Source organism: Pedobacter jejuensis (assembly GCF_003725795.1).
Taxonomy (GTDB): Bacteria; Bacteroidota; Bacteroidia; order Sphingobacteriales; family Sphingobacteriaceae; genus Pedobacter; species Pedobacter jejuensis.
In genome coordinates this window covers 218420-240741 of record NZ_RBEE01000045.1, presented here as the reverse complement: position 1 = coordinate 240741, position 22322 = coordinate 218420, and the positions used below count along the sequence as shown (strand labels likewise).

At 37.1% G+C, this 22322-nt stretch carries 16 protein-coding genes; 5 read left to right on the top strand and 11 right to left on the bottom strand.

Going from position 1 to position 22322, the window contains the following annotated elements; all coding sequences use genetic code 11:
• Window positions 1-14: 14 nt before the first annotated feature.
• From D7004_RS20295 to D7004_RS20285, 3 genes are all read left to right on the top strand, one after another.
• On the top strand, window positions 15-1805 hold the full coding sequence (locus tag D7004_RS20295) for a RagB/SusD family nutrient uptake outer membrane protein (RefSeq protein ID WP_123207652.1): 1791 nt from the start codon (window positions 15-17) through the stop codon (window positions 1803-1805).
• A gap of 94 nt (window positions 1806-1899) precedes the next feature.
• A complete protein-coding gene (locus D7004_RS20290; protein ID WP_123207651.1) occupies window positions 1900-2931 on the top strand; it encodes a pectinesterase family protein in 1032 nt (343 codons plus the stop codon).
• A 2-nt stretch (window positions 2932-2933) separates the two neighbouring features.
• Window positions 2934-3686: a rhamnogalacturonan acetylesterase gene (locus tag D7004_RS20285; RefSeq protein ID WP_123207650.1), complete on the top strand. Its 753-nt coding sequence runs from the start codon at window positions 2934-2936 to the stop codon at window positions 3684-3686.
• A gap of 86 nt (window positions 3687-3772) precedes the next feature.
• Here D7004_RS20285 and D7004_RS20280 read toward each other — a convergent pair whose 3' ends face one another.
• From D7004_RS20280 to D7004_RS20230, 11 genes are all read right to left on the bottom strand, one after another.
• Window positions 3773-5398, bottom strand: coding sequence for an NADP-dependent glyceraldehyde-3-phosphate dehydrogenase (locus tag D7004_RS20280; protein ID WP_123207649.1), 1626 nt, complete (start codon window positions 5396-5398; stop codon window positions 3773-3775).
• Between the two features lie 117 nt (window positions 5399-5515).
• On the bottom strand, window positions 5516-6955 hold the full coding sequence (locus tag D7004_RS20275; RefSeq protein ID WP_123207648.1) for an MFS transporter: 1440 nt from the start codon (window positions 6953-6955) through the stop codon (window positions 5516-5518).
• A gap of 19 nt (window positions 6956-6974) precedes the next feature.
• Window positions 6975-7637, bottom strand: coding sequence for a bifunctional 4-hydroxy-2-oxoglutarate aldolase/2-dehydro-3-deoxy-phosphogluconate aldolase (locus tag D7004_RS20270; RefSeq protein WP_208646889.1), 663 nt, complete (start codon window positions 7635-7637; stop codon window positions 6975-6977).
• The gene (locus D7004_RS20265; protein WP_123207647.1) at window positions 7634-8683 is read right to left on the bottom strand and encodes a sugar kinase; all 1050 of its coding nucleotides are present in this window, start codon (window positions 8681-8683) and stop codon (window positions 7634-7636) included. The genes D7004_RS20270 and D7004_RS20265 overlap by 4 nt, the downstream gene beginning before the upstream one ends.
• A gap of 214 nt (window positions 8684-8897) precedes the next feature.
• Complete coding sequence (gene uxaC / locus D7004_RS20260) at window positions 8898-10298, bottom strand: glucuronate isomerase (RefSeq protein WP_123207646.1); 1401 nt, start codon at window positions 10296-10298, stop codon at window positions 8898-8900.
• Between the two features lie 161 nt (window positions 10299-10459).
• Complete coding sequence (locus D7004_RS20255; RefSeq protein WP_123207645.1) at window positions 10460-12106, bottom strand: UxaA family hydrolase; 1647 nt, start codon at window positions 12104-12106, stop codon at window positions 10460-10462.
• 1 nt (window position 12107) lies between these two features.
• The gene (locus D7004_RS20250) at window positions 12108-13619 is read right to left on the bottom strand and encodes a tagaturonate reductase (RefSeq protein ID WP_123207644.1); all 1512 of its coding nucleotides are present in this window, start codon (window positions 13617-13619) and stop codon (window positions 12108-12110) included.
• 35 nt (window positions 13620-13654) lie between these two features.
• Window positions 13655-14680: a pectate lyase gene (gene pelA, locus D7004_RS20245; protein ID WP_123207643.1), complete on the bottom strand. Its 1026-nt coding sequence runs from the start codon at window positions 14678-14680 to the stop codon at window positions 13655-13657.
• A gap of 37 nt (window positions 14681-14717) precedes the next feature.
• Entirely contained in the window at window positions 14718-16646 is a 1929-nt protein-coding gene (locus D7004_RS20240; protein WP_123207642.1) for a glycoside hydrolase family 88 protein, read from the bottom strand.
• Window position 16647: 1 nt separating this feature from the next.
• Window positions 16648-18318, bottom strand: a complete 1671-nt coding sequence (locus D7004_RS20235; protein WP_123207641.1) for a glycoside hydrolase family 28 protein — start codon at window positions 18316-18318, stop codon at window positions 16648-16650.
• Window positions 18319-18474: 156 nt separating this feature from the next.
• Window positions 18475-19431 (bottom strand): pectinesterase family protein, encoded by a 957-nt coding sequence (locus D7004_RS20230; protein ID WP_123207640.1) that lies wholly within the window; start codon window positions 19429-19431, stop codon window positions 18475-18477.
• Window positions 19432-19671: 240 nt separating this feature from the next.
• Between D7004_RS20230 and D7004_RS20225 the strand changes: the two genes are divergently transcribed.
• Entirely contained in the window at window positions 19672-21312 is a 1641-nt protein-coding gene (locus D7004_RS20225) for a glycoside hydrolase family 43 protein (protein WP_123207639.1), read from the top strand.
• A gap of 76 nt (window positions 21313-21388) precedes the next feature.
• Window positions 21389-22321 carry a hydrogen peroxide-inducible genes activator gene (locus D7004_RS20220; protein ID WP_123207638.1) on the top strand — a complete coding sequence of 311 codons (933 nt, stop codon included), beginning with the start codon at window positions 21389-21391 and terminating at the stop codon, window positions 22319-22321.
• Window position 22322 lies beyond the last annotated feature (1 nt).

The window sequence follows — 22322 nt, the reverse complement described above, 5'->3', positions numbered from 1 at the left end:
TAATTAGAGCAACAATGAAAACTAATATCAAACTTATTATAAGCGGCTTTTTTATCACCGCAAGCATCTTCACAATATCTTCCTGTAAGAAATTTTTAGAAGTAGAACCCATCTCATCTTTCGGTAATGATTATGTTTTTAGCAATGTTACCAACGCACAAAAAGCATTGTTGGGTGTGTATTCATCTTTAGGTGGCGACCAAGGTTATGGTATCCGTTTAAGTATGTACTATCCATACGATAGCGATGAAATGATGGGTCAGGGTGGTACACCTTATCCGGATAATGAACGGAGAGATATTGCACATTACAATGTGCAGCCAGCAAATACACAGTTAGCCGGGCCATTTAATCAGCTTTATGTTGGTATTGAAAGAGCAAATATTTGTATTGATAACATCCCTAAAATGGAGGCTTATACCAGCGGTAGCGCAGCTGATCAAAAGGAATTAAGAAGACTTTATGGCGAAGCTTTAGCTTTGAGAGCTCAGTTTTATTTCGAAGTAGTGAGAAATTGGGGCGATGTTCCGGCTCAGTTTACTTCATCCATTAATGTAACCGATCCGTACAATGGTAGAACCAACCGTGATACAATTTACAATCAAATTATCAGAGATTTAGCCATTGCCGCACCATTGGTTCCATGGCGCTCAGAATCATCGGTAACAAGTGATAGAATTAGTCAGGGTGCTGTGAGAGCTTTACGTGCGAGATATGCGATGTTTAGAGGTGGATATTCATTAAGACAAGATAGAACAATGAAACGTAATGCAGATTACAAAACGTTTTATCAAATTGCTAAAGATGAGTGTGCAATTGTAATGGCAAGAGCAGACCATAAATTGAATCCGAGTTTTCAGTCGGTATTTAAAGATGGGGTAAATGCGCACCGATTCGAACCAAACGGAGAAGTAATTTGGGAAGTTGGTATGACCGGCGGAAGTTCTGGTGTTGGAGATAGTAAATTGGGTTATTATAATGGTCCAAGGCAATTCACAGTTGCAACACCTGGTACAACTGCCGTTGGTAACGCGGCCTTAACCATTTTACCAACCTATTTTTATGCATTTGATGCAAATGATAGACGACGCGATGTAACTTGTGCGCCATACGATATTAACTTGGATTTGACTTTGCGTCCTCGTACGTTAGTAACCATGCTCGATGGTAAATTTAGAAGAGATTGGCAAGTACCTTCGGTTACGACAAGTGCTGCACAATATTTTGGTGTAAACTGGCCAGTAATCCGCTTTTCTGATGTATTGTTGATGTTTGCCGAGGCTGATAACGAATTAAATTCTGGTCCTACGGCAGCGGCCAAGGCGGCATTCGAACAGGTAAGAACACGTGGTTTTGGCGGAAACGCTGCACTTATAGGAACAACACCATCAGATTATAATGGGTTTTTTAATGCCATTGTGAAAGAACGTCAGTTAGAGTTTGGTGGAGAAGGAATTAGAAAGTACGACTTAATCAGGTGGAATTTATTGGCTACTAAAATTGCTGAAACAAAGGCTAATTTAGCATTGATGGCAGCAAAAGCAGCTCCATACAACACCTTACCAGCAACTATGTATTACACACCCAATCAAGCTACTGTTGTGTGGTTAAATTCTTTTTACACACCTGCTCCAGCTGCACCAGCTGGTTCGGCAAGTGTTGCTTGGAGTGCTACAACCATAAACACAACATTATTAACCTATTATTCTATTGCTTTTACGCCAAATAAAAGCGAATTATTGCCATTACCACAATCTGTAATTGACGCAAACCCTAAACTAGGAGGACAGTTATATGGCTATTAATAGATTATAAACAAAATTTTATGCAAAAGGACGATGTAATTATCGTCCTTTTGCATGTTCGAAAATTAGTAAATTGCTTCACAAACCGCCACCGATGCAAAATAATTTAACCCTTTTACTTTCTCGATCAACAATCATTTTATTGCTTTGTGTAATCTGCTTTTATCCTGAAGCAAATGCCCAAAGTAAAGTTTATCCTACAGAAATTACAGTTGATAAAAACGGTAAAGGCAATTATCGAACCATTCAGGAAGCAGTTAATTCCATCCGCGATTTAGGTGAGGTGCAGGTTAAAATTTTCATCAAAAATGGAACTTATCAAGAGAAGATAATTATTCCATCTTGGAAAACTGAAATTTCTTTAGTCGGCGAAAGTAAAGAACATACGATTATAACCTTTGGTGATTTTTCAGGAAAGATGAATTCAGGAGGCAAAGATGGTTTTGGTTTGGATAAGATTACAACGTACACTTCTTTCACTGTATTGGTTCAGGCTGATGATGTATCAATGGAGAATTTAACAATAATAAATTCGGCTGGGAGGGTTGGTCAGGCAGTTGCATTGCATGTTGAAGGTGACAGATTTATTGCCAACAATTGCAGAATTTCAGGTAATCAGGATACATTATTTCCTGCGACTGAAAATAGTCGGCAGTTTTACAACAATTGTTATATCGAAGGGACAACAGATTTTATTTTCGGCAAAGCAACTGCGGTTTTTGAAAGGTGTACGATTAAAAGTTTAACTAATTCATACATCACAGCTGCGGCAACTTCTCAAAGGCAAAAATTTGGATTTGTGTTTTTAAACTGCAAGCTTATCGCAGCCGATGGTGTGAATAAAGTTTATTTAGGCCGGCCTTGGCGACCCTATGCAAAAATTGTTTTTTTAAACACTGATTTGGGAGCCCACATTGTCGCTGAAGGCTGGAACCCCTGGAAAGGTGATGCCATGTTTCCTGATAAAGAGCAAACAGCCTTTTATGCAGAATATAAAAATACCGGCCTCGGAGCTAATCCAAAATCTCGTGTTAAATGGTCGAGGCAACTAACAGATAAAGAAGCTAAGTATTACACGATAACAAATATTTTAAAAGGTACTGACGATTGGAATCCGGTTAAATAGATATGAACAACATAGGGATTAAAATTTTTACGATGGTAATCGTTTTTGCTTTATGCGGATTTGCATCAAAGCAAAAAAACATAAAATTATACATTATCGGTGATTCAACTGCGGCAAATAAATCGCCAAATGCATATCCTGAAACAGGTTGGGGAATGGAACTGCAGTCTTTCTTTAAATCTGAAGTGGTGGTTGATAACAGAGCACTAAACGGTAGGAGTACAAAATCGTTTAGGGCAGAGAACCATTGGCAACCAATTTTACAACAGTTAATGCCGGGAGATTACGTTTTTATTGAATTTGGCCATAACGATGAAAAGATTGATAAGCCAGGAGTAGGAACTTCATTATCCGAATTCAAATCTAACCTTATCAATTATGTAATGGAGGTTCGTGATAAAAAAGCAATCCCTGTTTTACTTACACCGATTTCTCGTAGAAGTTTTAAAAATGGATTACTTGTTGATTCGCACGGTGCTTATCCGAACGTAACCCGAGAAGTTGCTGATTCTTTAAAGGTTCCGATGATTGATATGTTGGCTAAAACAGAAAACCTTTTATCAAAATTGGGCGATTTACCATCTATTAGATTATTTAATTATGTTGATTCAGGGCATGTGAATTATCCGATAGGAAAAAAAGATGATACGCATTTAAGCCCTGAAGGTGCAAAGCAAATTGCAAGTTTGGTAGTGCAAGGGATTAAAGAAGAAAAGTTAAAACTATCGCAGCGGTTGAAAAGTGGAAACCAATAGCGCAATTAATATAAGCTACAAATCTTTGATTTTTTCTTTTGAAGCTTTGACAACTTTTTAAAAGTTGTCAAAGCTAAACTACCACGTTAAAAAATATATTTTGTACTCAAAAAGTTGGAGTCATTGCCGCCAACAATTTCATTTAATAAGTTCTTGTTATTATCAGTAAGTTTCGCGGCTACTAATGATCGAATGGAGAAAGAACGCAATGCATCAACCACTGAAAGTGTGCCTTCTGCGCTATCTTTTCTACCCGTAAATGGGAATGCATCCGGGCCACGTTGGCATTGGCAGTTTAGGTTTACCCTGCTAACCTGATTTACCAAAGGATCTATCAGTGAAGATATTACTGCTGAGTTATTGCTAAAAATACTAACCTGCTGCCCATGTGGCGAACCAATCAAATATTCAATCGGCTCTTCCAAATCATCAAAAGGAACGACAGGGATAACTGGCCCAAATTGCTCTTCACGATACAATTTCATATTTGCATTTACCGGGTAGATAACTGCTGGATAAACAAAAGTTTCTAATGTTTGTCCGCCGTTTTTATTGACCACTTTAGCACCATGAGCAATGGCATCATCAATACACTCTTTTAAATATTCTGGCTTATTAAGTTCAGGTAGTGGAGTTAAAGCAACGCCTTTTTCCCAAGGCATACCAAATTTTAATTTTTCTACTTCGGCAGATAAACGTTTTAAAAATTCTTGAGCCAAACTGCGATGAACGTAAACGATTTTAATGGCCGTACAACGCTGTCCATTAAAGGAAAGCGAACCTAGAACAGTTTCAGAAACTGCTAAATCTAAATCAGCATCTTTAGTAATAATGGCAGCATTTTTAGCATCTAAACCTAAAATTGCCCTTAAACGGTTAACTTTTGGATGCAACTTTTTAAGTTCGTTTGCAACCTTGCTTGAGCCAATTAAGGTTAGCACATTAATTTTTCCTGATTTCATTAAACCTGGCACAATTGTATTTCCACGGCCGTAAATCGTGTTTACAACACCTTTAGGGAAACTTGAACGGAATGCTTCCAAAAGTGGATAGTGCAATAATGTTCCATGTTTTGGTGGTTTAAATAGTAAAGTGTTTCCCATTATTAAAGCGGGAATTAACGTGGTGAAAGTCTCGTTTAGAGGATAATTAAACGGCCCCATACAAAGCACAACCCCTAGCGGCGAACGGCGAACTTGTGCAACAATTCCCTGCTCAATTTCAAAACGAGATGATTGCCTGTCGATATCTTTCAATGCATCGATTGTGGCATAAATGTATTCAACGGTACGGTCAAATTCTTTTATCGAATCGGTGTAAGATTTACCGATTTCCCACATAATTAATTTCGCAACAATATCTTTTTGCTCAATCATTTTATGCGTAAAGTTTTCTACACAAATAATCCGGTCGGCCACGCTCATGGTTGGCCATTGCCCGCGACCATTATCGTATGCCGCAACTGCAGCATCTAAAGCTTCAGTAGATTCTTTTTCTGTACAAACAGGAAAACTTCCAATACGTTTTCGTTTAAGCCCATCGGCGGTTTTAACGCATACAGGAGAAAACACTTCGTTAAAAGGGCCGCTCCAGGTTTTCATTTCGCCGTTAGAAAGAAACTCTTTTTGATTGATTTCTTCCTTGAGCCTAAATTCTTCTGGAATCTGGCTTTCATCAACGAAAATACTTTCGAGATTTAAAGTTGTGCTCAATTTAGTTTGTTTTAGGGTTTATAATTATTGTTAATCTATCGGTTAAGTATAGATTTTTGATGGTTTATTAGAAGATGATTACAACTGGGCATCGAAATACTCAGCTGCAATCTATAATTATTTTAGTTCGATAACTTTATATTTTGGTACAAGGGTTTTCATTACCGTCCAGCCAATTAAGTAGCAAACAGCACATATCGAAAATATGATGAAATAGCCGGCTTCTTCTCCTTTAAAGCCCATAAATACGATTTTGTTTTTGCCTGTATAATCGAACAATACACCAGAACCCTTATTGATAATGAAAGCGCCTATTCCACCTGCCATACCACCAATTCCGGTAATGGTTGCAATTGCTTTTTTAGGGAACATATCGCCTACGGTAGAAAAAATATTGGCCGACCAAGCTTGGTGTGCGGCGCCGGCAATACCAATAATAACCACAGGAATCCAATAAGTAATGTGGCCCAAAGGTTGAGCTGCCAAGGCTAAAAGCGGGAAAAATGCAAAAATTAACATGGCTCTCATTCTACCTTCATAAGGATTCATTCCTTTTTTATCAACAAAATAAGTTGGCAACCAACCACCGATTATTGACAGTAAAGTAATCATATACAATACAAAAAGTGGAAGTGCACTTTGCGTAGAATCCATACCATAAACGGATTTAAGGTAAGCTGGTGTCCAAAATAAAAAGAACCACCACACACCGTCAGTCATAAATTTACCAAAGGCAAATGCCCAGGTTTGTTTGTATTTAAAACAATCTATAAACGATACTTTTTCTTTGGTTTCTTCCACATAATCAGCAAGTTTTCTGTCATTTATTACATCCTGTTGAATGTAGGCTAACTCTTCTGCACTTACTCTTTTGTGTAATTCAGGTTTATTATACACAAAAACCCATAGTCCCATCCACACAAAACCTAATGCACCAATAATGAGGAAGGCCATTTCCCAACCGTAAGCTTTAGCAATAAATGGAATTGTAATTGGTGCAGCAAGTGCACCAACTGTTGCCCCAGCGTTAAAAATACTGGTTGCAAATGCCCTGTCTTTTTTAGGGAAATATTCTGCCGTTGCTTTAATTGCTGCGGGGAAATTTCCTGCTTCTCCGACGGCTAAAACAAACCTGGCGAAGATGAATAAAGTAACACTTACAGACACAACCATTCCGGTATTATTTATTCCGGAAATAACTTCTTTTGCACCTTCAAAACTTACTAACCAATTGCCTGAAATTACGCCCGAGGTAGCAATGCCACAAAAAGCATGTAAACAAGCACCAACAGACCAAACGCCAATAGCCCACAAAAATCCTTTTTTGGTATCTAATTTATCTACCAATCTGCCTGCAAAAAGCATAGATATGGCATAAAAAATAGAGAACAAAGCAGTTATATTTCCATAATCATTGTTATCCCAATGGAATTCTGGTTTTATAAAATCAGTCCATGTTAAAGAAAGTACCTGCCTATCTAAATAATTTATTGTGGTAGCAAGAAACAGAAGCAAACATATCGTCCATCTGTATTTGCTTGTTTTTGGTTGGTTCATTTGGTTAGGTTGTTTCTTTTTATTTATTCTGCTGAATTAATTCAAGCGCTAATTTTGTGTTATCAAAAAGTTCATCGTAAAGGCCTTTACTCATTACATCTTTACTAATTAACTTACTGCCCATACCTACGGCACACACGCCTGATTTAAACCAGGTTTTTAAGTTTTCTGCATTAATTTCTACACCACCAGTTGGCATAAATAATTGTCCGGCAAATAAATCTTTAATTGATGAAATAAATTCAGGACCTAGAATATTGGCAGGGAAAATTTTAATTAGCATGGCTTTATGTTCTTGTGCAATGCTAATTTCTGTTGGTGTCATACAGCCAGGAATCCAAAGCATTCCAATTTTATTTGCAATTTCTGCTACCGCAGGATTAACAATTGGCGCAACAATGAAATCTGTTCCGGCTTCGATAAATGCGTTTGCATCTGCAGGAGTTTTAATGGTACCTATACCCAGATATAAATCGGGCATTTCAGCATCGCGAATTTCTTTAAGCTTTTTAAAATTTGGCAAAGCCGATTTTCCTCTGTTGGTATATTCAAAAACGCGTACCCCTGCTTTGTATAAAGTACGAAGTATTTCTATACTGCCTTCTTCACTATCTTGATAGAAAAGTGGCAACATGCCTTGCTCTAAAATAGCATCTAAAATTTTATGCTTATTGCTTATCATCGTATTATTCTTTTTTCTATGTCTGCAACTGTACTGGTGGTTGCATCGCTTGGAATATATAATTTATCGTATGCTGCTGCGGTAGCAAAGTTTAATGTTTGTTCGGTGCTTAAATTGTTATAGTAGCCATAAATCAAACCTGCCATAAAACAATCGCCACTACCAACTTTGTCTAAAATTTCTTCTGATACATATTCGGGCGAAACCGTTAATTTATCATTTGTATAAAGTGCTGTGTAATATCTTATGCCTTTCCCATTATCAAACCTGAAAGTATTTGCTACTGCTTTGCACGATGGAAACAAACTTAATATTTCTTTTGAGGTATCGGTTGCTTGTTGTAGTAACGTTTCCTTTGCATAACCTTCGGCCAGTTTTAAATCATCATGAAGGGCAGTGCCAAGCATTTTATTTGCCGCCCAAACATTTCCCATAATTAGGGTGCAATATTTAGCAAGTTCGGGTAAAATCTCTATTGGGTCTTTACCGTATTTCCAAAGTTTGGCCCGGTAGTTTAAATCTAAAGAAATGGTGATGTTTTTTTCTGTCGCAGCTTTTAGCGCTTCTACACAAACATCAGCAATTGATTGATTAATTGCAGGGCAAATCGCACTAAAATGAAACCAGCTTACACCTTCAAAAACTTCATCCCAGTTTATTTGGCCAACTTTCAAATCGGCGTATGATGAATTTGCCCTATCGTAAATTACGCCGGCATTTTTTAAATCTTTCCCCTTTGGTAGATAGTATAAACCTAAGCGTTCGCCGCTGTAAACGATTGGCGATGTATCAATATTTTTTTTACTTAGATAATCCGCAATTTCTTCGGTCACAGAATTTTGTGGCATCGCCGATAAGTATGCTGAGGGTACATTCCATAGGGCTAAAGCCGTAGCAACATTTAACTCTGCACCACCAATGTAAAAAGGTAACTTATTTTCCTGAAGCCAACGGCCATCCATATCCGGACAGATGCGAAGAAGAATTTCTCCAAAGCTTAAAACTTTTTTTCCTTTTTCTAATGAGGATGAAATTTGGTTGCTCATTTATTGCTTTTATCAGGCTAATTTATTTTATTTCCATGGTCTATGTTTCCACAGACTATCACTCATTTTGTTTCTGTCTGTGAAGACACAGACCGATGGGGATAATTTTTTCCTCAACTATCTGTTTATTTCCATGGTCTGTGTCCCCACAGACCATCACTTGTTTTATCGCTCTTTTAAGAAAATAAATCGATGTGGCTAAACTACAAATCGATTAAAACTTAAAGTAATTTTTTGCGTTAAAATACGAAATGTCTTGTATTATTTTTCCAATCCATTCCAAATCATTTGGCAGTTCGCCTTGCTCTACATCGGTGCCAAAAAGATTACAAACGATTCTTCTAAAATATTCATGACGAGGGAAAGATAAAAAGCTTCGTGAATCGGTAAGCATACCAACCAACCGACTTAATAAGCCCATGTTTGATAGTGCGTTCAATTGTTTAATCATTCCCTCTTTTTGATCTAAAAACCACCATGCCGAACCAAACTGAACTTTACCAGCTACAGAGCCATCATTAAAGTTCCCAATCATGGTAGCAATTAACTCATTATCTGCCGGGTTTAGGTTGTAGATAATGGTTTTTGCTAATTTGTTCTGCGTATCTAACCGATTTAAAAATTTAGCAAGCATTCTTGCCTGACTAAAATCGCCGATAGAATCCCAGCCTGTGTCGGGCCCTAACTGACTTAACATTCGGGTATTGTTGTTTCTTAAGGCACCTAAATGGTACTGTTGAACCCAGCCTTTTTCATGATCCCATTCTGCAAAATGAACCAGCATTGCCGATTTGAACTGAAGGTTTTCCTGGTAAGAAATATCTTTTTTGTTCCTGATTTTATCGAAAATTGATGTTATCTCCGCTTCTGTGTAATCCTCAGCGTAAATTTGTTCTAAGCCATGATCTGAAACAGAACATCCGTTTGCTGCAAAATAATCATGTCGATTTTTTAATGCAGCTAGATAATCCTGAAGGCTGCTAATGGTCGAGTTTACAACCTTTTCCAGTTTATCAATATAATCGTTCAAGCCAATAATATCGTCGCTATTCATGGCTTTATCAGGGCGAAAAGCCGGCAACATTTTTAGGTTAACATTTTCATTAGCCAATTGCTGGTGAAAATTTAAACTATCTAACGGATCATCGGTTGTACAAACAGCCTCAACATTCATTTTTGCCAGTAAACCTCGTACGGAATAATCTGATGTTTGCAATTTTGATGAGCAATCATCATAAATTTTTTGAGCAGTTTCGCCAGAAAGGATTTCTGTTATGCCAAAATATCGTTGTAATTCTAAATGCGTCCAATGGTAAAGTGGATTGCGCAAAGTATAAGGAACGGTTTCTGCCCACTTCTGAAATTTTTCAAAATCCGAAGCATCACCGGTAATGAATTTTTCATCAACACCATTTGCACGCATTGCTCTCCATTTGTAATGATCACCTGCGAGCCACACCTGGCTAATGTTTGAAAACTGAACATTATTTGCAATTTGTTCCGGAATTAGGTGATTATGATAATCAATAATCGGCATCGATTTTGCAAAATCATGGTAAAGCGTTTGTGCTGTTTTAGTTTCCAGTAGGAAATTTTCGTCTAAAAAAGATTTCATTTAAAAAGATATTGTATTTAAGAAAGTTGCCATAATATTTTATGCTCAACTGCCTTCTGTGCTATTTTTTAACAGTATGATTCAATTCAATGACGGTTAGCGTAAAAGTATCCAGCCTTTATGGGAACGGGTTCAATTTTACATCATCCATCTTAAAATTCTTAAAGGCTTACACCACGTTTCCATGGAATAAAATCATCCTGATTTAACAAAACTGCTTTTGGAATTACCTCACCACTGGCTGCTTTAATGCAATATTCAAGGATATCTTCACCCATTTCTTCTATGGTTTTTAAACCTTCTATAACTGGTCCGCAGTTGATATCGATGATATCGCCCATGCGTTTTGTAAGAGCATTATTTGTAGAAACCTTGATGGTAGGGCAAACCGGGTTTCCGGTTGGTGTACCTAAACCTGTTGTAAATAAAATTAGAGTTGCGCCAGAGGCTGCTTTTCCAGTCGTTGCTTCGACATCGTTACCTGGCGTACAAACTAAATTTAAACCAGGTTTGGTTGCAGGTTCTGTATAATCTAAAACATCTTCAACTGGCGATGTACCACCTTTTTTTGCGGCACCAGTACTTTTTATCGCATCGGTAATTAAGCCGTCTTTAATGTTTCCAGGCGATGGATTCATATAGAAACCTGAACCAACATTTTCTGCCTGCTGGTTGTAAGTAGTCATTAATTGTATAAACTTACGAGCGGCAGTTTCATCTTTTGTACGATCTATTAATTGCTGTTCAGCTCCACAGAGTTCAGGAAATTCGGCAAGTAAAACCGTTCCGCCCAAGGCAACCAGTAAATCAGAAGTGTAGCCAACAGCTGGATTAGCACTAATGCCACTAAAGCCATCACTACCGCCACATTTTACACCTAAAACCAATTTGCTTAATGGCGCAGGCTGGCGTTCTATTTCATTAATTTCAGTTAAGCCGATGAATGTTTTTCTTATCGCCTCTTTTACCAGCTGTTCTTCGCTTTGCGATTGTTGCTGCTCGAATATAAATAATGGTTTATCGAAATTAGGACTGCGCTGTTTCAAGTCATCCATAAAATCCTGAACCTGTAAATTCTGGCAGCCTAAACTTAGAACTGTAACACCTGCAACATTCGGGTGATCAGCATAAGCTGCTAATAATTTACTTAAAACTGCTGCATCTTGGCGAGTGCCGCCGCATCCACCTTGGTGATTTAAAAACTTTATTCCATCAACATTTTTAAAGATTCGGTTTGCTGTATGATTAGCCTGGCCAATTGAACTTGGGTCGGCCTCTGCTAAACTTTCTCCGTTTTTATAGGCATCAACTAAACGATGTGTATATGTTTTGTACTTATCGGTTACAGCATAACCTAATTCATTATGCAATGCTTCTCGGATTACATCTAAATTTCGGTTTTCGCAAAAAACGGTTGGTATAAATAGCCAATAGTTAGCCGTACCAACACGACCATCACTTCGTACATAACCATTAAAAGTTCTGTCTTCAAACTTAGAAACATCAGGTGCATGCCACTCATAATGATAAGGCCGAAATTCGAAAGGATCGGAAGCATGTTTTGTATTTTCGGTATCCATTAAGCCGCCCTTTAAATTGAAACGCTGTGCTTTGCCCACCAAAACACCATACATCATTATTGGGTCGCCAATGTTCATATCCTGCATAAAAAATTTATGCTTCGCTTGAATATCATCCTGTAAAGTATATTCATGTCCATCGTGAATTATGGTTTCGCCTTTTGTCAAATCTTGCAAGGCAACCAACACATTATCGTTAGGATGAATTTTTAAAATTCTTGTAACCATTCTAATTTGTTCTTTGTTTACGCAAGTTACTTATTGTTTCTTTTACACCATTATTTTTCAACATATCTACATTGCTTTTTATCGCAGCGTTAAAGCCTGGGTAATTGTTTAAATTCTTATCCCATAAACGCCTATCGCCTAAAATATTATCAATAGCAGTTTCTGGATTTTGCCAATACGTGTACAAAATCTCTGCAAATTCATCTTGAACCGGATAGCTTTTGCCATTAATTTCAGCTACATAATTATCGCCATCTTTAGTCGTATCCATAAAGATGATGTAGGCAGCCAGACCTAATGCAATTAGCGGGGGTACTTCATTTTTCTGACTATAATATTTTCTGATTAAAGGCATATTTCGCATCTGCATTTTTGATGTGAAATTTAAGGTAATGGCTTGCCATTTATGTTCTAATGATGGATTACTGAAGCGATCGATAACGCTCATCGCGAAATCAACAGCATCTTGGTAAGATATATCGTCATCCTCTAAAGAATGTGCAATTTCCTGCTTCATCAAATCAGAAACGTAACTGGCAAAAACTTCATCGGCCATAGCTTCTTTAACTGTATTGAAACCTGCTAAAATGGCTAATCCACAACTCAAGGTATGCGTTCCGTTTAGTAAACGGAGTTTTAATTCTTTAAATTTATTGATGGAAGGGACAATGAAAACGCCTTTATCAGCCTTTTCGAATGATAAAATTTCTTTTACTTTTTCATTCGATGATTCGATTGCCCAAAGCCTGAAAGGTTCGGCCATAATCATCAATTCATCTTCATAGCCCAGTGTTGATTCCATTGCTTTTTGTTCATCAGAAGGGAGTTTTCCGGGTACAATTCTGTCAACCAAGGTTTTGCAAAAATAGTTGTAAGTTTTTAACCATTGTTCAAAATCCCAGCTCAGTTTATTTTGGGCAGATAACTTTAATACAATATCTCTTAATTTATCAGCGTTATCGCTTATTAATTCGGTTGGTACGATAACCATTCCGCTTTCTTCAGAGCCGTTGAAAGCAGTATAACGTTCATGCAAAAAGGCAAGCAGTTTGCCAGGATAAGATTGAGGTGGATTATCAGTTATTTTATCTTCGCTCATTACAATTCCAACTTCAGTTGTGTTAGAAATTACAATTTTCATTTCGGGCTTGTGTGCCGCTTTTAAAATTTCTGCCCAATCTTCTGAGGCTGATAAAACCCTGCTTATTGCCGAGTTGATGGTATTCTCTTCAACGTTTACACCATCTTCAATTCCTTTTACACAAAGGGTGTATAGATTATCCTGCGTAGAAAAAGCATCGGCGCCACCTTGCGAGGTTGATTTAACAACTAAAACACGACCATTAAAAATCCCGTTTCTGTTTGCCTTATCAATAAAATAATCTGGCAAGCCACGAAGTAAAACTCCCGTACCAAATTGAATTACTTTTTCAGGCAATTCTAAAAGTTCTGTTGCAGGTATGGTTACGTTTTCTGCACTAATGTTTTTTAAATTTTCTTTGCTTAAAATCATTTGTTTTCATTTTGCCGTCGCAGACGGATTTTTAATTATTTTGCTCCATTGGCTGCTAGCCATTTCGGATATTCTTTGTCTATCAGTTTTTGCCCCCAGTTGCCATACCAGGCGTAACCATTTCTCCGCTCCAGACTTAAATCTTCCAGCTTAAATTTAATGGTATTATCTCTATCTCCAAAAATTGGAATGTTCTTTTCTAAATCATAAAAGCGGGCCCAAACCACACTTTTGCTATCAGCTATTAATCCTGAGCCAGTTTTTTCTCTATCGAAACGATAACCGACAATTTTATAATCGCTAAACCATTTAATTGCTCCCGCGACAGAACTTCTTATGTCTGCCGACGGATTTTTAAATCGCATTAAAAAGCGAACAATGTTTACAGATTCACTTGTACTTAAAGAAGCTGGCTCAAATGCTCTTGCTTTAGCTGGTAGCAGTGAATTTTTATCATATTGGGCTGCCCAAATGGTTAAAATACCGCTTTGTTTTACTTGGGTTTTCAATATACAATCTATTCCTTTAGCTACCGCTGCTTTAGCTTTTTCTAAATAAGCAGAATTTACTACTTCAAAATCATTTGTTTGTGTAGCGATGTCTTGCAAAATATTTAAAACATTAATCATCGCATCATCATTATAGGTAACTTCTGAACGATACAAAGCTTTATCCGGATAATATTGTGGCCAGCCACCATTTGCATATTGGGCTTCTAAAATATAATCCAAACCACGTTCTGCTGCTTTTAAATAATTTTTATTCTGCGATTTTTTATATGCTTTTACCAGATAAATTACTTCTCTACTGGTGGCTTGATTATCAAAAGTAGCATGTAAGTTGGTTGTTGCTTTTATCTTTTCTTTTAACGCTGGCGATAAGGGTAAATCATAGTTTACCACACTTTTATCTTCCAACTGTTTTGGCCAACCCCCATTGCTTAACTGATAAACCAACATTTTATCTGCAATAGAATCGGTAGGCATTTGCGCATAGCAAGACATTAAAAATGTACCGAAACCAAGCAAAAGAAATATTTTTATTTTAATTGATTTTATCATATTACGATGGTTTGTACAAACCTTTTTCTTGTAGATATTATTTTTTCGCCGGTACTTGCTTAATCAACCAATTGACTAAATCATTGGTTGCTTTATAATTTTCAAGGTCTTTAGGCAATTTCCTTCCATCAATGTATTCGTTGTAAAACCATGGGTCGCCGACGGCGAAAACAGTTCCTTTACCATATTTTGCTGTTGCGATGATTACATCATCTTTATCGGTTAAAGCAGCAACTGCTGGGGTTTTGGCTACAATTGTGGAAATTTCTTTGATGTAAACCTTCTTTGCTGTTTTAAATATTGAATTGCCTGGTGGAATGGAAATAGCACCTTGCTCAAAATTTGACCCTTGAACTTTATTGCGGCTATCTTCATTAAAATGAATACCAAAAGTTTCTGGCAAAACATTAAATTTTGTGATTTCACAATTGCCTACATCATTTAGAAGCAACACTAAAACACCTCCTGCTTTTACCCATTCGCTAATTTGCTTTGCATGGGCAGCATTCATAAAATTAGGATTTGCAGTTTCTTTTTCCGTATCAGGGTCAACAATAATGTAAATGTTTGTGCCTTGTAAATTTGAAAGTTTTGGAGCGTCTGCAAGTGTTGATGTTTTTACTCCAGCATCGTTAAAAACTTTTCCTAAGAGTGAGAAACCGTTATTGTCATCTTCATTCCACAAATAATGAAATGGAATTTTATCGCCGGTGGGGCCGGTCATGTATTCATTATTAAAGAAGTTATCAACGGTTACTGTTAAGTTTTTACCAGGTTTTGGTAGTGCAGCAATTTCCATTTCGCTGGCAGCACAGATAAAAGCACCAACACCTTTTGGGTCGTTGGTAATTACTTTTTCGCTAATGTAGTATTCGAAGCTACCATCTCTATATTTTGGTTTACCGCCTAAGCCAGAAACAGAAACTGTTTTGGTTAGCTTTACCCTTTCAGCGCCAGCAGTTTCTATAAATTCTTTCTTTAAACCTGCATACCCTTTATTTGCGGCATTAATAAAGGATTGTGGTAAATAGCCTTTGCGAACACCTTTAGCAAAGCCGTAAACGAACATGCTAGATGCGGAAGATTCAAGGTAGTTGCCTTTTTTTGTAGGCATATTCAAAATATCAAACCAAACACCAGATTTTGCATCCTGATATTTTAATGCGGCGTTTGCTGTACGATTAAGAATGGCTACTAAATCTTTATATTTCGGATGGTTTTTCGGGAAATTATCCAGCACATCTACCAAAGCCATAATATACCAGCCCATTGCCCTGCCCCAAAAATTTGGCGATTTACCGGTTGTTTTATCAGCCCATTTTTCCAATCGGCTTTCGTCATAACCATGATAAAGAAGACCGGTTTTGGCATCTCTTGAGTTCTTTTCCATCAAAATAAATTGATTGGCTATATCATCAAAAGCCGAGTCTTTTTTCATCAAAACTGCATATTCTGCATAGAAAGGCTCTGCCATGTATAAACCATCAAGCCACATTTGGTTTGGATAAATTTTCTTATGCCAAAAGCCACCTTCTTTTGTGCGAGGTTGGTTCTGTAGCTGATTGTATAACTGGGTTGCTGCCGTCAAGTATTTTTGTTGTCCGGTAACTTTATACAGCAATAAAAGCGAACGACCGTTTTTAATATTATCTATATTGAAATCTTCGGCTTTGTAGGTCCTGATGTTTCCAGTTTTATCTACATAAGCATCCATAGAATTTTGGATGTATTTAAAATAATCTCCATTGCCGGTGTTGCGCCAAACCTGTGCAGCGCCTTCCAAAACAACACCCATATCGTAACTCCATTTTGGTCCTTTGGCATCTTTCAGTACAGTTGTATCCTGAAACAATGTTTCCATTGCTGTGAGGGTTAATTGTTCTGACAATTTCTTTTGCGCAAAGCCGTTAAGCGAGAGTATCGTTAATGCGAACAGAAAGGATATTTTATGGATTATTGTTTTCATATTATTTAGAAATCTCGAAGGCAGTTTTACTTACTTCTGTACCAAATGCCGATGTTTTTTTAGCTTTAGTTACATCGGTACCGCTAATTTTTACTCCTTTGGTTTTTTCACCAGTGATGTTAAACAATAGTTCACTACCGTTTTTATATTGTAAACCGTTGATGTTTATGTTTGTTCCGTTTTGTACATGTACAATCGGATTTGTATCATCAGTTAGCACATTTACGTTCTTTAAAAAAATACCAGATGCTTCTATTATTTCAATTCCTTTTTTTGCCTGGATGGTTACATTTTCAAGGTAAATATCTTTTATATTCATTTCTGGTAAACCTCTAAAAAATATCGCTTTTGCTGCTCCGTTTGCCACAACATTTTTAATGTAAAAGTTTTTAAATTGTGGAGTAGCCTCGGTAACAGGCACTGTAACCGTTTTTATGGCTTCGCGTTTTTCTCCAGCTAAAGGAACCGGGTCTTGTGCAGCATAATACATGTCAAATAAAATGGCTTCGCCCGGAATATCAATAATGTTAATGTTATTGATATAAATATTCTCTACAACACCTCCGCGACCGCGAGTTGTTTTAAAGCGCAAACCAATGTCGGTGCCAATGAAGGAACAATCGTAAACCCAAATATTTTTTGCGCCACCACTCATTTCACTACCAATTACAAAACCGCCGTGCGCATGGTAAACTACATTGTTTCTAATAATGACATTCTCTGTAGGCATTCCACGTTTTCTTCCTGATTCATCTCTTCCTGATTTTATACAAATTCCATCATCTCCGACATCAAAAGTGCTACCTTCTATTAGCACATTTTTACACGATTCCACATCCACGCCATCACCATTTTGTGCAAACCAAGGGTTCTTAACTTGTAAGTTTCTTAATGTTAGGTCTTCGCACATTAATGGATGCAAATTCCAGGCGGGTGAATTTTGAAAAGTAACACCTTCTAACAGAATTTTTTTACAGCTTGTAAGTACCAATAAATTTGGGCGTAAGAAATCTTTAATATCATCGTAATCTGCAGCTGTTTTACCAGGCACAATTACACCAGCATTTTTTATTTTCGAACCTTTTACGGTTTTTTGTGATGGATACCAGGTTTTACCATCTTCGCTAACAAAGCCGCCAGATGCAACCAATTTTTGCCACTGCGTTTCGGTAAGTTTATCTTTTTTAACCATGCGCCATGCACCACCATTTCCATCAATAATTCCTGAACCTGTAATGGCGATATTTACCAAATTTACACCAGATATAGGACTTTGATTACGCCAGGCCGGCTGTCCTTCCCAATTGCCTTCAACCAATTTATACTGGTTAAAATCATCTGTAAATTGAAGAATTGCATCACGCTTTAGGTGAAGGTTAACGTTCCTTTTTAGTTCTATGGGTCCGGTAAGCCATAATCCTGAAGGAATTAAAACTACCCCACCACCTTTCTGACTCACTTTTGAAATTGCATTATTAATGAAAGATGTGTTTAATGTTATGCCATCGCCTTTGGCGCCGAATGTTACTATGCTTGTTGTATCTTTTTTAAATTTAACTTGTTGGATAATTGGTAAAGCCTGTTTTTGAGCATATCCGGTTGATCCAACTAAAAAAAAGATGCAGGCAATGACCGAAAATGTATAATAGAATTTACCTCTGGAAAGATTCATATTGCGCTCCGTTAACTATACTTGGTTATTATTATAACAAGTGTACGGTGTTTAAGGCTAAAACAGAAAAGAAATCTATGCAATCGTTGCCAAAGAAAATTTACAATTATACATGTTTATTGGTATCGATTAATTGGTTAACAGACAGGTGTTTCGCTATTTAAGTGCCGGAATCCAACCTCGCAGCACATTTTCTAGCGTGTATGATTCATATTCTTTCGCGTTTAATTGGTGCGACCAACTCACTCTTTTATCTGTTTTTGCTCCCTTGCCAGTATTGTTATACTCTGCATAATAGGCGGTTTTTTCATTACTTTCTTTACCCCAGTTATTCCAGCCTGCTGGATTGATGATTTCTGGTAGTACACAATTCAAATACGCCACTTTAGCAAACGGTCGCCATGGCCTGCCTAAATAGAAACTACTTTCAGGTGCATCGCCCATAATTTTACAGTTATTAAATACGTAGCCAAACTTTGTAGTATCTGCTGTAGATGCTGCCGTAATGTAGCCTGATTTTTTGCAAAAAATGGTACAGCTTTCAAACCATGCAGTAGAAGCACCAAAAATAAAATCTACTGTACCTTCGATATAGCAATTGTAATAGTATTGCCGGTTGTTTCCACCGTAGGTGTAAAGTGTATCTTGAAAACCTAAAAATTTGCAATTGTTAAAAATCAATTTATCTCCACCAGCCCAAACCGCTACAGCCTGCCCAACCGGGCCAGAAGAATTTTGGAAAGTGATGTTTTCTGCAGAAAAGCCTTCACCATAAATGTAAAAGCTCGATGAGCCAGAAGTACCCATTTCTTCGCCAAAAATGTTTTTTTTCTGATTGTAATCATCGTATGTTAAAATGGTTTCGTCTAAACTTTCGCCCACAAACTTTACATTCTTCTTAGATGCTGCCAATACAAGCTTCTCCTTATAAGTCCCTTTTTTAATTAAAATTAATGTTGTTTTATTTCTAAAGTCAGGAACTGCGTTAATGGCTTCCTGTACTGTTTTGAAATTGCCTTTTCCATCAATGGATACGATGAAATCAGGTTTTGCGTCTACCGCATTTGCAGATAAGCTAAATGCTATTAAAAGCAGGATGAATGCAGTTTTCATATTATGGTTAGCTATAAATAAAATCGGCTACGTTATTTTTAAACCTTAAACGCAGCCGTGTTTTACTAAATATATGATGAACAATTTTAATCATAAAAATTAGAGCAAAGTAAGATTACCATAAATTAAACTTCGCAAACGATAACGGGAACGATTGCACAATAAACATTTAATTAAAAATAAAATTGGCTTAACCTTGTTTAACCAAAATAGAAATCGAATTTATTAATCAGTTTACCAATGAAAAATCTTGTAAACATACTTTTTTTATCCATCATTTCTTCGTTTTGCTTTGCTCAACAAACAGTTACAAATAAGAACGTTTCTAAAGTTTGGGTTTCTGATTTAGGCAATGGAACTTTTAAAAACCCAATTATAAATGCTGATTATTCCGACCCTGATGCCATTCGGGTAGGCAGTGATTATTATATGGTGGCGTCTAGTTTTGATGCAGTTCCTGGCTTGCCCATACTGCATTCTAAAGATTTAGTTAACTGGAAGATAGTCGGGCATGCCTTATTGCGTCAACCACCTTTCGAGCATTTTGAAAAAACACAACATGGAAATGGTGTTTGGGCACCATCCATCCGGTATAGAAATGGGGAGTTTTCTATTTACTATCCTGACCCTGATTTTGGTATTTATTTAACAAAATCAAAAAGTATAACTGGAGGTTGGTCTGCCCCTGAGTTGGTTATTGCAGGCAAGGGTTTAATAGATCCTTGCCCGTTTTGGGATGAAGACGGCAAAGCATATTTAGCTTATGCTTATGCAGGCAGTCGTGCAGGCATAAAAAGTATTTTGGCCATTATGCCATTAAATCTTAAGGGAACAAAACCCATCTCTACAGGCACAATAGTTTATGATGGACATGAAATCGACCCAACTATTGAGGGACCAAAAATGTATAAACGTAATGGATATTATTATCTTTTTGCCCCTGCCGGAGGAGTTTCAACGGGATGGCAAGTGGTTTTAAGAAGCAAAAACATTTATGGCCCCTATGAACGGAAAATTGTTCTGGATGAAGGCAAATCAGGCATAAACGGACCACATCAGGGCGCCTGGGTTAATACCCAAACTGGTGAAGACTGGTTTGTCCATTTTCAAGATAAGGATGCTTACGGGAGAGTTATTCATTTGCAGCCCATGAAGTGGGTGAATAATTGGCCGATTATAGGCTTTGATAATGATGGTGATGGAAAAGGAGCACCTGTAAAAATATTTAAGAAGCCCAATGTTGGTAAAATGTATCCATTAGAAACACCAGCAGAAAGTGATGAATTTACAACGCAAAAATTAGGTTTGCAATGGCAGTGGCAAGCAAATCCGCAAAGTACCTGGTCTTTTACCGATGCCGCAAAAGGTGTGTTGAAGTTATATACCACAAAAGTGCCTGATGGAGCCAAAAATTTGTGGGATGTTCCAAATTTATTGCTGCAAAAATTTCCTGCTGATGAATTTATGGCTACTACCAAATTAACTTTTAAACCAAACCCTAAACTCGAAAACGAAGAGACCGGATTGGTTGTATTAGGTAGAAATTATGGGGCATTAACATTAAAGAGCAAGAATAATGGGGTTTATTTAATTTACAATACTTGCATTTCAGCAGATAAAGGAAAGGCTGAAAATGAAAAAGACGTTATTAAATTAAGTTCTAATGTTATTCAGTTAAGGGTCAAAGTAACAGCCGGTGCAAAATGCCAGTTTAGTTATAGCGAAGATGGCCTGGGTTTCATTAATGTTGGAGATGAATTTCAAGCTGTTGCCGGACAATGGATTGGTGCAAAAATAGGAATATTTGCCACCAGAGAAACGCAAACCAATGATTCGGGAATTGCAGAATATGATTGGTTTAGGGTTGATAAAATTAAGTAATGGTAAATTTTATATTTGTCTAAATTAATTATAGCTAAAATTTATATATTTGAGATTATAAATCAACTTTCCCTATATGACTTTAGTTCAGCTTGAATACATTGTTGCAGTAGATACTTACAGAAGCTTTGTAACCGCTGCAGAAAAATGCTTTGTAACCCAACCAACTTTAAGCATGCAGGTTCAAAAATTGGAAGAGTTGCTAAGCGTAAAATTATTTGATAGGAGCAAGCAACCTGTTAGTCCAACGGAGATTGGTTCTCAAATTATTGCCCAAGCCAGGGTTATTCTTCAAGAAAGCGGAAAGATTAAGGAACTGATTAACAGTCAGCAGCAAGATGTTTTAGGTGAATTAAGAATAGGTGTTATTCCAACGGTTGCGCCATATTTATTACCTCAGGTAATATCGGCAATGCTAGAAAAATACCCGGAATTAAAGTTAATGATTTGGGAATACACCACCGAAGACATTATCCACCATTTAAAAACGGGGGTACTAGATTGTGGCATTTTGGCAACGCCCTTAACAGATGCGAATATTTTAGAGATACCACTTTATTACGAAAATTTTGTAAGCTACATTAGTAAAAACAGCAAATTATACAAAAAGAAGGCAATAGATGCTGAAGATTTAAATGATGAAAACATCTGGCTTTTAAATGAAGGGCATTGCATGCGAAATCAAGTCCTAAATATTTGCCGTTCTACCAAAAACAACCGACTTCAGGGCTTAGAATATAATACCGGAAGCGTAGAAACCTTGGTGAGAATGGTAGATTTAAATGGCGGCGCAACACTACTACCAGAACTGGCAATAGCAGAATTAAATGTAAAACAAACCAATAAAATAAGGCACTTTAAATCGCCAGAACCTGTTCGTGAAATTAGTTTGGTTACCCACAAAAACTACATCAAAAAGAGAATGCTAAATGCACTAAAAGATGAAATTCTAGAAATCATTCCTAAAACGATGAAACAAAAAAAGAAAAAGGATATTGTGGGTATTTAGC

Bases quoted from the DNA above. Each gene is read 5' to 3' on its own strand.
- D7004_RS20295 (WP_123207652.1), top strand. From the start codon at position 15: ATGAAAACTAATATCAAACTTATTATAAGCGGCTTTTTTATCACCGCA.
- D7004_RS20290 (WP_123207651.1), top strand. From the start codon at position 1,900: ATGCAAAATAATTTAACCCTTTTACTTTCTCGATCAACAATCATTTTA.
- D7004_RS20285 (WP_123207650.1), top strand. From the start codon at position 2,934: ATGAACAACATAGGGATTAAAATTTTTACGATGGTAATCGTTTTTGCT.
- D7004_RS20275 (WP_123207648.1), bottom strand. From the start codon at position 6,955: ATGAACCAACCAAAAACAAGCAAATACAGATGGACGATATGTTTGCTT.
- D7004_RS20270 (WP_208646889.1), bottom strand. From the start codon at position 7,637: ATGATAAGCAATAAGCATAAAATTTTAGATGCTATTTTAGAGCAAGGC.
- D7004_RS20265 (WP_123207647.1), bottom strand. From the start codon at position 8,683: ATGAGCAACCAAATTTCATCCTCATTAGAAAAAGGAAAAAAAGTTTTA.
- uxaC (WP_123207646.1), bottom strand. From the start codon at position 10,298: ATGAAATCTTTTTTAGACGAAAATTTCCTACTGGAAACTAAAACAGCA.
- D7004_RS20255 (WP_123207645.1), bottom strand. From the start codon at position 12,106: ATGGTTACAAGAATTTTAAAAATTCATCCTAACGATAATGTGTTGGTT.
- D7004_RS20250 (WP_123207644.1), bottom strand. From the start codon at position 13,619: ATGATTTTAAGCAAAGAAAATTTAAAAAACATTAGTGCAGAAAACGTA.
- pelA (WP_123207643.1), bottom strand. From the start codon at position 14,680: ATGATAAAATCAATTAAAATAAAAATATTTCTTTTGCTTGGTTTCGGT.
- D7004_RS20240 (WP_123207642.1), bottom strand. From the start codon at position 16,646: ATGAAAACAATAATCCATAAAATATCCTTTCTGTTCGCATTAACGATA.
- D7004_RS20235 (WP_123207641.1), bottom strand. From the start codon at position 18,318: ATGAATCTTTCCAGAGGTAAATTCTATTATACATTTTCGGTCATTGCC.
- D7004_RS20230 (WP_123207640.1), bottom strand. From the start codon at position 19,431: ATGAAAACTGCATTCATCCTGCTTTTAATAGCATTTAGCTTATCTGCA.
- D7004_RS20225 (WP_123207639.1), top strand. From the start codon at position 19,672: ATGAAAAATCTTGTAAACATACTTTTTTTATCCATCATTTCTTCGTTT.
- D7004_RS20220 (WP_123207638.1), top strand. From the start codon at position 21,389: ATGACTTTAGTTCAGCTTGAATACATTGTTGCAGTAGATACTTACAGA.